This is a genomic window from Mycobacterium sp. SMC-2 (genome assembly GCF_025263485.1).
GTDB lineage: Bacteria > Actinomycetota > Actinomycetes > Mycobacteriales > Mycobacteriaceae > Mycobacterium.
Map to the genome: position 1 here is coordinate 5,322,788 of NZ_CP079863.1, position 12,928 is coordinate 5,335,715.

General features: G+C 65.5%; 11 protein-coding genes. All 11 read right to left on the bottom strand.

The features are described from left to right. Positions 1-23 precede the first annotated feature (23 nt). The 11 genes from KXD96_RS24980 to KXD96_RS25030 all read right to left on the bottom strand — a co-directional run bounded on the left by KXD96_RS24980 (position 24) and on the right by KXD96_RS25030 (position 12,655). On the bottom strand, positions 24-1,769 hold the full coding sequence (locus KXD96_RS24980) for an MCE family protein (RefSeq protein WP_260741213.1): 1,746 nt from the start codon (positions 1,767-1,769) through the stop codon (positions 24-26). Next, positions 1,770-3,017, bottom strand: a complete 1,248-nt coding sequence (locus KXD96_RS24985; RefSeq protein WP_260741214.1) for an MCE family protein — start codon at positions 3,015-3,017, stop codon at positions 1,770-1,772. Further along, on the bottom strand, positions 3,014-4,441 hold the full coding sequence (locus tag KXD96_RS24990) for an MCE family protein (RefSeq protein WP_260741216.1): 1,428 nt from the start codon (positions 4,439-4,441) through the stop codon (positions 3,014-3,016). The genes KXD96_RS24985 and KXD96_RS24990 overlap by 4 nt, the downstream gene beginning before the upstream one ends. Further along, positions 4,438-5,556 (bottom strand): MCE family protein, encoded by a 1,119-nt coding sequence (locus KXD96_RS24995; RefSeq protein WP_260741218.1) that lies wholly within the window; start codon positions 5,554-5,556, stop codon positions 4,438-4,440. Before KXD96_RS24995 ends, KXD96_RS24990 begins: the two co-directional genes overlap by 4 nt. Beyond that, positions 5,556-6,578 carry an MCE family protein gene (locus KXD96_RS25000; protein WP_260741220.1) on the bottom strand — a complete coding sequence of 341 codons (1,023 nt, stop codon included), beginning with the start codon at positions 6,576-6,578 and terminating at the stop codon, positions 5,556-5,558. The genes KXD96_RS24995 and KXD96_RS25000 overlap by 1 nt, the downstream gene beginning before the upstream one ends. Next, positions 6,575-7,837 carry an MCE family protein gene (locus KXD96_RS25005; protein ID WP_260741223.1) on the bottom strand — a complete coding sequence of 421 codons (1,263 nt, stop codon included), beginning with the start codon at positions 7,835-7,837 and terminating at the stop codon, positions 6,575-6,577. The genes KXD96_RS25000 and KXD96_RS25005 overlap by 4 nt, the downstream gene beginning before the upstream one ends. Before the next feature lie 20 nt (positions 7,838-7,857). Beyond that, on the bottom strand, positions 7,858-8,703 hold the full coding sequence (locus tag KXD96_RS25010) for an ABC transporter permease (protein WP_260741226.1): 846 nt from the start codon (positions 8,701-8,703) through the stop codon (positions 7,858-7,860). A 9-nt stretch (positions 8,704-8,712) separates the two neighbouring features. After that, positions 8,713-9,531, bottom strand: coding sequence for an ABC transporter permease (locus KXD96_RS25015; RefSeq protein WP_260741228.1), 819 nt, complete (start codon positions 9,529-9,531; stop codon positions 8,713-8,715). Then, the gene (locus KXD96_RS25020; RefSeq protein WP_260741230.1) at positions 9,521-9,703 is read right to left on the bottom strand and encodes a hypothetical protein; all 183 of its coding nucleotides are present in this window, start codon (positions 9,701-9,703) and stop codon (positions 9,521-9,523) included. The genes KXD96_RS25015 and KXD96_RS25020 overlap by 11 nt, the downstream gene beginning before the upstream one ends. A 211-nt stretch (positions 9,704-9,914) precedes the next feature. Continuing rightward, the gene (locus KXD96_RS25025) at positions 9,915-11,120 is read right to left on the bottom strand and encodes a CaiB/BaiF CoA-transferase family protein (protein WP_260741232.1); all 1,206 of its coding nucleotides are present in this window, start codon (positions 11,118-11,120) and stop codon (positions 9,915-9,917) included. Next, positions 11,117-12,655, bottom strand: a complete 1,539-nt coding sequence (locus KXD96_RS25030) for an aldehyde dehydrogenase family protein (RefSeq protein WP_260741234.1) — start codon at positions 12,653-12,655, stop codon at positions 11,117-11,119. The genes KXD96_RS25025 and KXD96_RS25030 overlap by 4 nt, the downstream gene beginning before the upstream one ends. Positions 12,656-12,928 lie beyond the last annotated feature (273 nt).

Genomic DNA, 12,928 nt, shown 5'->3' on the forward strand with positions numbered 1-12,928 from the left:
TGCCGGATCGCTGCGCGGCGGTTTCAGGTGGGAAGCATGTCCTGCCACGTCTTGGGCGCCTTCGGGGCAACGAGATCCGACTGCTGGTACAACTTCCCGTCCGGACCGACATAGCGACCCGTGCGTGGGTCGTACTGGGCGATGGTGACGGATGGCGCCGGCTTACCGGTCCCGCCACCGAATGAGCTTGGCGCAGCCTGCGGATCTCCGGCGCCGGCCGTGTCGGGCGGTGCGGCATCGGGAGGAGCGGGCGCGGCGGGCGCGGCGGGCGGCGGGGGAAGTTCGCCGGGCGCAGGGACGTCGAGGGGCGCTATGGGCGGAAGGTCGGCCGACATTCTCGACATGGGCGCCAGCGGAGGTGGTCCCGACGACGGCACGGGCGGTACAGCCGCTCCGACCGTCCCCGGTGGGGGATTCTCTCCCCGGGGCCCCGCGGGTGTGCCACGCGGCACCGCCCCCGGCGGCAGCGGAGTTCCCTCCACCGGGCCGAAGATCCTGTCGTTGACGGTAACCCGGTCATCGGGCGGGACGCCCTGGGCGAGCAGGTTGGGGTCAAGCGGGTAGGGGCCGAGGACGTGCTGTTTCATCGCCAGCGGCATGAATGGCTTGTCGCTGTTGCAGATTTCGACGGTGGGCGCGCGCTTGCCCGGGTGCCCCATGCACGGATAGTTGCGGGCACCGCGAACCCCGATCGGTGAATCCTGCGGGAGTTTGCAATACAAGCCGTCCGGCGTGTCGATGTCGGTCAGGTCATCTGGGGATCGCCACGTGTTGGGTGGCATGAAACCGACCGTGCAGATTGGCGGATCGTCGATCGTGAGTGCGAAGTCGCCTTGGGCCGTTCCCTCGGGATGGTTTGGCGCCGCGGCGGCCTGCTCGATGGCAACCGCAGACGGCAGCAACACCAGCAGCTGCTCCAGCGAAGGGTGGTAGGTGACGCCGATCTGCCCGATGGTGGTCAGGTTGGCCAACAACACCGGCAGCGTGGGTTTGACTTGTTCGAGCAGCCGGGACGCTTCGTTGGCCGCCTCGGGACCGTTCTGCAGGATGGTCCGGAAGTGGGAATCGTTGTTCACCAACACATCCGAGATGCCGGCCAAACTACGTGCCCACGTCCTGATCGAATCGGTGGTGTGCGCCTGGGTGTCCAATAGCGGCCCGGTGTCTTCGGTGAGGGCTCTGGTGCGATCGACGACGCCGTTGGCGTCGCGGGATATCGTCTGTGAGGAATCGATCAGTGATCCCAGGTCGTAACCGGAACCGTTGAAGCCCTGGAAGGATTCATCGAGCAGTTGGCCGAGTTTGGTCTTCGGGATGCTTTGGACCAAGGCGTTGAGCTGGTCGAGCATCGGCCCGACCGCCTGCGGAATCGTCGTGTCGCGCGCGGCGATTACCGACCCGTCGTGCAGGTAGGGCGGCGAATCGGTCTTGGGCCGCAAGTCCACGTACTGTTCACCCACCGCGGAAACACTGAGCACCTCCGCTGTCAGGTCCGCGGGCACCTTCGGTGAAGTGCTAAGCGACAGAGTCGCTTTCGCGCCGGTCGGCGTCAGGCCGACCGAGGTGACCTTACCGAGCTGGACCCCCCGATAGGTCACGTTGGAAAACCGGTACAGGCCGCCGGTGGCCGGCAGCTCCAGCGTCACCGTCATCCGACCGATCCCCAGCAGGGTCGGCGCTTGGATGTAGTAGAGGACCATCGCGATCACGCCAATGGTCCCGGCGATCGCGAAAACGGCCAGCTGGATCCGAACGAAACGCGTCAGCATCTATCCGCCACCTTCCGTCGGTGCCGTATCCGGCGCGGGCCCGGGTGGCGGTGCGGTAGCCGGCGGGGGCCCGGGCAGCGGGGCCGCGGCAGGCGGAGGCCCGGGCAGCGGAGGGAGGCTCGCCGGATCGACCCACGGTGGCCGCAGGGGGTCATGCATCGGATCGTGTGTGTATTGCAGGTAATACGGGTCCCCGGGGGCCGGCACCAACGGCTGGTCCAGCTGCCCCCAGTGGGTCCCCAGCATCAGTCCTCGCTTGAGCCGTGGAATCGACAAGTCCAAATCGACGTGCAGGTTGAAGTAGTCGCCCCGGACCGCTCGGTCGACGAAGTTCTGGGTGAACGGGAACACGAACGTGGCCGCGAGAGCCGTGCCGAGTTCGGGTCCGACGTCGGCGATCGCGCGGATGGTCGGCTCCAAGTTCTTGAGGTTCTTGACCAGGTCGGCCTGACTGTCGTTGATCAACCGGTTGGCGGTGTTGCTGAAGACGCGAAGCTTGTCCAGGGCGGCCGTTAGCCGTGGCCGCTCCCTGACAAGCACGTCGAGCGCGGGCGGGATCTTCTGTAGCGCCTGGGTGAGAACGTCGCGTTGGTCGGCGAACGTGCTGGCCAGCCGGTTCAGCGCCTGGATCGAGTCGACGAGGTTGTCCCGCTGATCGTCGAGCGTTCCGACGAACGTGTCGAGGCGGGTGATCAGATCACGTACCGCGCCCTCACGCCCGGACAATGCGGCGGAGAAATTGTGGATGATCTCGCCGATCTGTCCCAGCCCCCCGCCATTGACGACGGCTCCCAGCGACGACAGCGTCTGCTCTGTCGACGGGTAGGCCGATGATCGACTGAGCGGGATGGTTGCGCCCGGCTGCAGGCGTCCGCTTCCCTGCTGGCCGAGCGGCGTATTGAGCTCCACATGCATCGACCCCAGCAGGCTGGTCTGGCCGACGGTGGCAACCACATTGGCCGGGACGACGACGTCGCGCTTGACCGAGATCTCGACGTCGGCGTGCCACCCCTTGACCCTCATCGTGCCGACGCTGCCGACTACCACATCGTCGATCATCACCGGCGAATTCGACTCCATCGTGCCGACATTCGGGAGCTCGACGTGGTAGATGTTGGCCCCCGGCCCGCGTCCGACCGCGCCGGGCAGCGGTAGCGAATTCATGCCGTGGAACGCGCATCCCGTCGCCGTCACCACCACGCAACAGCCGACCGCGAACACCCGCCGCGCCGCAGCCCGGGCGATCATTGTTGTGGCCCGTCGGCCGGCAGCAGCATGTCTGACGCGCTCTGCGCTGGGGGCGGTGGGGGTGGCATCGGTGTCGACGGCGGGGGCGGCAGCGGCATCGCCGCGCCCGGTATCCGCGCCGGCGGCACCGCCCCCGGCGGTCCGACCGGATCACCGGGCAAGCCGGTGTAAGCCGACACCGCGGGCGGGATCTCGGGCGGGCCGGGTTTCGGGCCCTCGCCGCCGGGCGCCAGGCGCGGTTCGGTGTAGAGGATGTTGGAAGGGTCCATCGATTTCTGCAGGAAAATGTTGATGGGGATCGGCAGGTTGTTGAAGTTGAGCACCCGCAACCCGGGCCCGAGGAACAGGGAGCACAGCTTGCCCGATTCCACTGCGGTGACGTTCTCGATGGCGCCGAGTGCCGTACAGCCGGGCACGGGCAGCGGAACCATCAAACCCGAAAACGTGGGGTTCGCGAAGTTCATGATTCCGAATCCCCCCACGATGGTTCCGGTGTCGGCGTTGTAGTCGTTGAAGAAGTTGCCGAGCGCGTTCGGCGCTGCGTGCAAAATGTTTTCCAGATCCATGTGCTGATCGACCAGGACCTGCGTGACATCGGCCAACCGGGCGATCTGCTCGCTGGTCTGGTTGCGCGTCCCGGCGATGAAGCGCTGCACCTCGCCGACCGCCGTCGACAGGTCGGTCAACGCCGCGTCCAGCTCGGACTTGCTGTCGTTGACCACGCTGGTGAGCGTGGCCAGGCGGTCGTTGAACTGCACGATCTGGACGTTGCTGTCCCGCAGCGCGGCAACGAAGGTCTGCAGGTTCTTGATGATGTCGACGATGTTGCCGCTACCGTTGGCGAGGATGCGGCCTACCCCTGACAGTTGACCGAGTGTTTGCCGCAGCTTGTCGCCGTTGCCGTCCAGCGCGTTGGCGGCGCTGTCGATGAACCGGCCCACCGACGTGCCCGATACACCACTCTTGGGTCCCAAATCCGTTGCCAGGCGCATCAACTGGGTTTTGACCTCGTCCCACTCGACCGGCACTGCGGTCCGTTCGACCGGTATGACTGCCCCGTCGCGCATGACGGGCCCACTGTCTCGGTAGGCCGGCGAGAGTTGGACGTAACGGGCGGACACCAGATTCGAGGCGACGATCACCGCCTTCGCGTCCGCCGGAATAGGCACACTGCGGTCGACCTCGAGGATCATCTTGGCCCGCGTGCCCTGCGGCTGAATGGATTTGATGTTGCCGACTTTGACGCCCGATACCCGCACCTCATCGTTGGGATAGATTGCGGTGGCGGTGGTGAAGTAGGCCGTAATCGTCTGGGGGCGAAGCAACGTGTTGCGGACGAGCACGGCAGCTCCGGCGACGACGAGCCCGACCAGGACAATCGCCGTCACGACCGTCAGCCTCGTGCGGGGGATCCGGGCGATCACTGCGATCCTCCGACCCTGCCGCCCAACGTGCAGCCCGGGCACACCGGAATACCGTTGTACGGCCAGGGAGTCAGCGACCGGGGCAGCGGCGACGGGTAGCCAGGACCGCGGCTGGTGTCGAACGTGCGGAATCCCCAGAGGTAGTCGATGATCGGTTGGAAGAGTTGCGGGGCAAGGAAGTTGGGGACGAACGCCTGATAGGCGTACATGCTGGAGATGCCCTCACCGACGGTGATCTGGAATTTCTTGAGGCCCGGCAGCGCCTTGCTTATGTTGTCGCGGTTCTTTTGCAGCATCGCGGTCACCGAATTCAGCCTCTGAAGCGTCGGTGCCAGTTTGCTTTCGTTGTCGTGTACCAATGCCGTCAGCTGTTTGGCCACCGCCGACGTGTTCGCCAGCAGGTCCACGATCTCTTGTCGCCGCGCCACCAGCACTTGCAGCAGCGAGTCGGAGTTCAGGATGAGTTTGTTGACCTGTTGGCTGCGTTCGGAGAGGACCCCGGTGACGTCGCCGGCGCTCTTGAACAGCTCGCCCAGGTTCTTATTGCGGCTGTTGAGGCTGCGCGACAACCGGGTGAGTGCGTCGAAGGCCGGCCCCATTTGGGGCGCGATCTGGTCGAGCGTCGCCGACAGCGTGTCCAATGACTGGTTCAGCGCCGTGGTGTTCGTTCCGGCAGTGTCGGTCGTCAGGTCGCTGACCGCTTCCGTCAGTGAGTAGGGCGAAGACGTGCGCGAAACGGGGATGAGAGCCATCGGATGCATCGTGCCGCTGCCGGCGGACTCCAGCGCCAGCATCCGCTCGCCCAACAGCGTGCCGGTGCGGATGTGCGCGGAAGTCTCCGACCCGAGCAGGACGTTGCCCTTCATCACGAACGTCACCAGCGCATCGCCGTGACGCAGCTTCACGTCCGACACCGTGCCGACCTTGACGCCCGACACGATCACGGGGTTGCCCGTCGCAAGGCCGCCGGCTTCGGTGAACAGCGCCTGGTACCTGACCATCGTCGCCCACGCGATGAACCGGTCGGGCGACAGGCCTACGAGGATGACCATCACCGCCAGAACCACGCCGATGAGTCCGGCCTTGACGAGCCCAGTTCCGCGATACTTGAGCATCAGGGTTCCGTGCACCTTCCAGCATCTGACCTAAATATGGGGGCTTTGACGGTCCTGCCCTGAAGATCCGTGCCGCGGAGCTCCAACTGGCATAGGTAGTACGGGATGGTGGCACCGTTCGCGCCGAGTCGGACCAGCTTGCGGTAGTTTTTCGGCGCCTTGCCGATTGCGGCGTCGAGGCGGTCCTTGTCGTTATCGATAATCGGCGCCAGCCGATTCAACTGATCTATGGTGCCGGACAGCGGCGGCCGCGCGCTGCTCAGCAGATCCGCCAGCGATGCGGTTCCCCTGTCCAGGGCGTCGATGGCGGAGCCGATGGTGTTGCGGTCGTCCGACAGCCCGCTGACGAGCCGCTCGAGGCGATCGATTGCGCCGGAGAACTTGGTGCCGTCCTTGGAGATCGTGCCGATCACGATGTTGAGGTTGTCGATCAGTTGCTGCACGGTTTGATCGTTGTCGGCCAAGGCGTTTGAAAACGATGTCGTCTTGGCGAACAGCGACTCGAGAGTCCCGCCTTGCCCCTGGAAGACCTGCAGCAATCCTGCGGTCAGGGCGTTGACGTCACGCGCATTCAGGCCCTGGGTAACGGGTTTCAGACCGCCGAGCAGCAGATCGAGGTCGAGCGCCGGCGCGGTGCGGTTTACGGGAATCTGACCGCCGGCCGGCAGGCGCTTGGTCGGGCCCGGGCCATCGACGAGTTCGAGGTAGCGATCGCCCACCAAGTTCAGGTAGCGGACAGCCGCCCTGGTGCCCTCAGTGAGGACGACGCTGCGGTCGGCGTCGAACTTCACCACAACTTTCTTGTCCGGCTGCAGCGCAACGCTATTGACAGTGCCGACCCGGATACCGGCTACCCGCACCGACTGCCCCACCTTGAGACGCGACACGTCGGTGAACACCGCCGAATACCCCGTTGTCGCACCGGTCCGGTACTCGCCGAAGATGAAGAACAGGAAGGCGGTCAGTATCGCCATCACGACCGCAAAGATCGTGAACTTGATCAGCGTGGCACGCGTTCTCATCCGGGCATTCCAACCATGGCGGAGTTGCGTGGCGGGCCGGCGATCGGTCCGTACAACAGCTGTTTGAGGAGATCGGAGTTGATCAGCAGCTGCGGGTTTCCGTAGCCCACCGGGTTGGCACCGATATCGGCGATGAGTTGCTTCGGGTGCGTGTCGAACGGCAGGTTCGGCAGACCCATGCACTGGGGACCGCCCGTCGCCGCAACCTTGGGCAGGTTCGTCGGATACCGATAGCGTTCCCCGCCCCAGGTGAGGCTCGCCGAGATGTTGATGCTCGGTTCCGACAGCGGCGGACCGTGCGCGATGTTGAGCAGCCCGCCGAAACCGCAGGTGAACACCTCGTGATACTCGTTGGTCAGATCGGTGGTCGGCACCAGCAGATGCAACACATTCGTCAGCGGTTGGCGGTTGGTCGACAAGACGTTGTTGCCGATGTCGGCCAAGCCGATCGCGCTGATCAGCAAGGCATCCAGGTTGCGCTGCTCATCGACGAGCGTCTTGCTGATCCGGGTCGCGTTCGCCGCGGTCTTCACCAGGTTCGGTGCCGCGTCGGCATAAGCGTTGGACACCACCGGTAAGACGGTGAGGTCGTGCCTGAATGCGGGAAGGCTCGGCTCCAGCCTGGCCAAAAAGGAATCCAGGTCGCTCAGCGCCTGGCCGAGCTGTGGGCCCCGACCGCTGAACGCTTGTGCCAGCGCACCCAGTGACTCGTTGAGCTTCGGCGGGTCGATGGCCGACAGAACCGACACCAGTTGCTGGAACACCGTGTTGATCTCGACCATCACGTGCTGGCCCTGCAGCGTCTGCCCACCGCGTAGCCGCTTGGCCGAGGGTTGGTCGGGTTCGACCAGCAGCACCGACTTCGCGCCGAATACCGTCGACGACGCAATCTCGACGAGCACGTTGCTGGGAATGAAGCGCAACTGCGACGGGTCCATCGCCAAGTGAATGGCCGCTTGGCCGTCGGGCAGCGGTTCGACGGAGGCGACTTTACCCACCTGCACGCCGCGCATCTTGACCTTGGCATCCGGGTTCATGACCAGGCCGGCTCGTTGCGAGATCACCGTCACCGGCACGGTTTCGGTGAACGAGCCCTGAAACAGACCCACTGCCACGGCGAAAATCAAGCCAATGATGACGATGGTGATCAGTCCGAGCAGGGGTGGCAGGTAGTTCCGCCCGGCCGGTGGACGCGCGTGGCCGGTGCGCACGAGTTGGCCGGCGACCGCGCCGCGACCCGCTGGCACACTCTGCGTCACTGCCGTTCCACCTCCTGGAGCTAACCGGACAGGTTGAAGTTGCCGTTCGTACCGTAGATAGACAGCGAGACCAACAGCGTTACCGATACCACGACGATGAGCGAGGTGCGCACCGCGTTACCGGTCGCGTTGCCCACACCGGCAGGCCCCCCCGAAGCGAAATAGCCGTAATACGTGTGGATCAGCAGGATGGTGAGCGCCATCAAGATGGCCTGCAGGAACGACCACAACAAGTCGATCGGGTTCAGGAACGTGTTGAAGTAGTGCTGGTACAAACCCTGCGACTGTCCGAGCAAGAACGTCGTGGTGAACTGACTGGCCACGAACGACAGGATGACGGCGATGCTGTACAACGGCGTGATGGCCAGCATTCCCGCCAAGATCCTGGTGCTCACCAAGTAGGCGACTGGCCGAATAGCCATGCTCTCCAACGCATCGACTTCCTCGTTGATCCGCATGGCGCCCAGCTGCGCGGTCACCCCGGCGCCGAACGTGGCCGCCAGACCGATCCCCGCGACCACCGGTGCCGCGATACGCACGTTGATGAACGCGGCCAGGAAGCCCGTCAGTGCCTCGATGCCGATATTGCCCAGCGACGTGTAACCCTGAATCGCCAGTGTGCCGCCCGCCGCGAGCGTCAGAAACCCGACGATCACAACGGTTCCGCCGATCATCGCCAAAGTGCCCGCGCCCATGCTGATCTCGGCAACGAGTCGAACGACCTCGCGCGTGTAACGGGTAGCTGCGAAGGGCACTCCGGCGAGCGCTTTACCGTAGAACAGGGCGTGGTCGCCGATCCCGCCCAGCCAGGCGACCGGCCTCTCGAGTTCGCGGATCAATCGCGGATATGCCGCCCTCAGCGCCATGCGCAGCCCCTACTTCGCCGTCATCTTGATGCCGATCGCGGTGACGACCACGTTGACCACAAACAGGGACATGAAGGCATAAACCACGGTTTCGTTCACCGCGTTGCCAACGGCCTTGGCGCCCCCGCCGGTGATCGACAGGCCCCGATAGCAGGCGACCAAGCCCGCGATGAGGCCGAAAAGCGCTGCCTTGACGCACGAAATGATCACCTCGGGCACGCCGGTGAGCAAGGTGATACCGGCGGCGAACGCGCCGGGATTGACGTCTTGCACAAACACCGAAAAGACGTAGCCGCCAAGTACGCCGATGATGACGACGAGGCTGTTGAGCAAAAACGCGACCAATCCGGAAGCCAGCATGCGCGGTGTGACCAGCCGTTGCACCGGGTTGATGCCCAGCACCTCCATCGCGTCGATTTCTTCACGAATTGTTCGCGCCCCCAGGTCCGCACACATTGCCGTGGCACCCGCGCCGGCCACGATCAAAACCGTGACCAGCGGCCCGAGCTGGGTGACTGCACCGAACGCGGCACCCGCGCCGGACAGATCCGCCGCGCCCAGTTCGCGCAGGAGGATGTTGAGCGTGAAGCTGACAAGGACGGTGAATGGGATCGCCACCAGCAGGGTGGGAGCCAGCGACACCCGCGCGACGAACCAGGACTGCTCCAAGAACTCCCGCCACTGGAAGGGCCGGCGGAACAGGAACTTGACCGCGTCGGCCGACATTGCGAACAGAGCTCCGACGGCCTGCATCGCCCCCGACATGTCCCACTTCAGTTTCAGCTGCGGCAATCCCGCTGACCAGTGGTCTGCACCTCTAGTCGCCATCGGCGGCGGCCCCTTCCCACGCTACGAGACCGACAGTCTTGTTGTTGCGCACCGGCTGCGGTAGATTCGGCTCAACCAACGGTCCGGAGTGGATGCTGCCGCCCACGAAATGCCTGGCGAACGGCCGGAATTCGGCGTCTATCGCCAGCATGGCGGCGCTTCCCATCCTCACGCCGGGACCTCCGTTCTGTTGCGTGAGTAGGCGCTTCAAAACGTGGAGCCGCGTGTCTTGAAGCGTCCGGCGATTATGACTCATGCCGCCTCCGAGCGGAACGGAAACTGCATAACCGTTATCGGACAACCCATCAGCACGCCGCTCAGCCGCAGCGACCGAGTCGCAACGGACGCGACGGTCGGCTCAAACATCAAGGACACCTCCGGTCCTAAGTGACGGCGCCAGCCGTCTTGAGTTCGATGATGCGGTCCCAGTCGAGTCCGAGCTCCATCAAGATCTCGTCGGTCTGCTCGGCGAACCCGGGCGCCGGGCCCGTGTGTGGCGCCGCCACATTGAACTGGACCGGGTTGGCGACCAGGTCGAGCTCGCCCGCGTGCACCATGTACTCGTTCGCCCGAACCTGTGCATCCTCGACGGCTTGCAGCGTGTCCTGCACGGGCGCCCACGGCCCCGCCAGCGTGGCGAAGCGCTCGCTCCACTCGGCAAGCGTGCGGGTCGCGATGGCCTTGGTCAGGAGCTCCACCGCGTCTGCCGTGTTGGCGGCGATCGATTCAACGGTCGCGAAGCGAGGATCGTCGGCCAGCTCCGGCAGGTCGACGTGGCGGCACACGTCGGCCCAGAACTTGGTGGGCTGCATCATCACGAAGGAGATGTAGCGTCCGTCGGACGTCGTGTACAGGCCCACCAACGGGTTATTCGGGGCGCCGTGCACGCCGGGCGGCGGCGCTTCCAATCGCTGGCCCAAATGCTTTGTCAGCGCGACGGTGTGACCCATCGACCACAGCCCGCTGCCGAGCAGTGACACGTCGACGATGGACGGTTCGCCGGTGCGTTCCCGCTTGAGCAGGGCCGCCGCGATTCCCCCGGCAAGGTTGGTGCCGGAGATGGTGTCACCGTAGGCCGGACCGGGCGGCGCGATCATCCCCGGCATCCCCGCCGGGGTGATGGTCGCGGCGGTTCCGGCCCGGCACCAGAAGGCGGTCATGTCGTACCCGCCCTTCGTGGCCTCCTCGCCGCGCGGGCCGAGCGCGCTGCCGCGCGCGTAGATGATCGTCGGGTTCACCGCGCGGATGTCGTCGACGTCGATCCCGAACTTCTGGCGCGCGCCGGGTAAGAAGCTGGTCAGAAACACATCCGACCGGCGGGACAGCTCGTAGAGGACTTCCTTGCCCTCGGGCACCGACATGTCGAGTCCGATGCTGCGCTTGCCGCGGTTCGCGTGTTCGATGTTGGGATTCGGGTCGCCTTCGACGCGCAGCATGCCGGTCTGCCGCAGGCCGCGTTGTGGGTCGCCGGTCACCGCGTGCTCGACCTTGACGACGTCCGCGCCCCACTCGGCGAGCACGGCGCCCGCCGACGGGACGAACCCGTACATGGCGACTTCCAGGACCCGGATGCCCTCGAGTGGCCTCACGCCGAGGCCCCCGCCGAGGCCGGCACCGCCGGAACCGCATAAGTCTTGCGTTCCAAGAACTCCTCCGGCCCGGCCACACCCATCTCGCGGCCCACCCCCGACTGCTTGAAGCCCCCGAACGGGCTGTCCGCGCCGAAGTAGTTGCCGCCGTTGATCGAAAAGGATCCGGTCCGGATCCGGCGCGCCACGGCGAGCGCACGGTCCTGGTCGCGGCTGAAGACGGCGCCCGCCAGTCCGTAGATTGAGTTGTTGGCGATGCGCACCGCGTCGTCGTCATCGTCGAACGCGATGACGACGAGCACCGGCCCGAAGATCTCCTCCTGCGCGATCTCGCTGTCGGGATCGACGCCTGTGAGCAGCGTCGGCGCGTAGAAGTAGCCGGGATCCAACCGCTTGCCGCCGGTGACCAGGGTCGCTCCCGCCACCACCGCCCGCCGGACCATGCCGTCGACCTTGTCCCGCTGGCGCTCGTTGATCAGAGGGCCCATGTAGGTTTTCGGATCCGCCGGGTCACCGTGGCGGACCTTGGCGAAATTCTGCGCGATCAACTCGACGATCTCGTCCTGGTGCGACCTCGGCACCAGCAGCCGCGACGTCAACGCACACCCCTGGCCCGCGTGGGTCACCATGCTGAACGCCGCGAACATGGCCGCGCCGGCGAAGTCGGCGTCATCGAGCACGATGGCCGCCGACTTGCCGCCCAGTTCCAGGAAGACGCGCTTGACCGTCTCGCTCGCGGCGGCCATGATCTTGCGCCCCACCGCCGTCGATCCGGTGAAGGTGACGACGTCGACGTCGGGACTGGTGGTCAGCGCCTCGCCCGCCTCGGGACCCGAGGAGCTGAGCACGTTCACCACGCCGTCCGGTATGTCGGTGTGGTTGGCGATCAGCTCGCCGAGCGCCAGCGTGACCAACGGTGTGTCCGGCGCGCCCTTGAGGACCACGGTGCATCCGGCGGCGAGCGCGGGGGCCAGCTTGGCCAGCGCCAGCTGGTTCGGGTAGTTGTACGCGATGATCGCGGCGACCACCCCGGCGGCTTCCTTTTCCACCCAGCGGTGATGGCGCATGCCGCGCGATTCTTTCTCGCCGAGGTCCTCGGAGAACTGGTAGCGGCGAAGCAGGTCGGCGTAGAAGCGCACGATGCCGATCGGCTCGTCGAGCTGGGCGCCCTGCGTCAGCGCTCGGGTGGCGCCGACTTCGGCGATGGTCAGCTCACGCAACTCTTCGGCGTGGTCGATCAGCGCCTGATGCAGTTGGTCGAGGCAGCGGATCCGCAACTCGACGTCGGTGGGCCAACCGGTGGTATCGAAGGCACGGCGGGCCGCCGCGATCGCCGCCTGGGCCTGTCCGACACCGGCGTCCGGCGCATGGCCGATGACGGCACCGGTGGCGGGATTGATCGACGGGAAGGTCTTGTCGGTGGTGACCAGCCGGCCACCGATCAAGAGCCGGCGGTCGACGTGTGACTCAGGGGCGGCGTCCGCGATGGTCGCTGTGGTCCCAGCGGCGGGTTCTGCCGTGTCCTGGGCAGGCATTCGGGCCCCCTGAAGTGGTGACGGTCACGATAATTTCATTCTCTTCCCGGGCGAATCTTACATTCGAGTCTCGATAATTCAAGAAGCTCTCAGGAATGCGGCCGCGCCGCTGACCAGCGGCTCCAACGCCGATCCGTCGCCTCGCCGGACGCCTCCACGCAGGCCGAGCAGGGTTTCCCGGGTGTGTTGCAACGCACTCTCCGGTGAGAGTAAGGTTCTCATAATTGCAAGCGAGATTCTTTGTGGCTGAGACGGTCACCTTTGGAGTAGAGG

Bases quoted from the DNA above. Each gene is read 5' to 3' on its own strand.
- KXD96_RS24980 (WP_260741213.1), bottom strand. From the start codon at position 1,769: ATGCTGACGCGTTTCGTTCGGATCCAGCTGGCCGTTTTCGCGATCGCC.
- KXD96_RS24985 (WP_260741214.1), bottom strand. From the start codon at position 3,017: ATGATCGCCCGGGCTGCGGCGCGGCGGGTGTTCGCGGTCGGCTGTTGC.
- KXD96_RS24995 (WP_260741218.1), bottom strand. From the start codon at position 5,556: ATGCTCAAGTATCGCGGAACTGGGCTCGTCAAGGCCGGACTCATCGGC.
- KXD96_RS25000 (WP_260741220.1), bottom strand. From the start codon at position 6,578: ATGAGAACGCGTGCCACGCTGATCAAGTTCACGATCTTTGCGGTCGTG.
- KXD96_RS25010 (WP_260741226.1), bottom strand. From the start codon at position 8,703: ATGGCGCTGAGGGCGGCATATCCGCGATTGATCCGCGAACTCGAGAGG.
- KXD96_RS25015 (WP_260741228.1), bottom strand. From the start codon at position 9,531: ATGGCGACTAGAGGTGCAGACCACTGGTCAGCGGGATTGCCGCAGCTG.
- KXD96_RS25030 (WP_260741234.1), bottom strand. From the start codon at position 12,655: ATGCCTGCCCAGGACACGGCAGAACCCGCCGCTGGGACCACAGCGACC.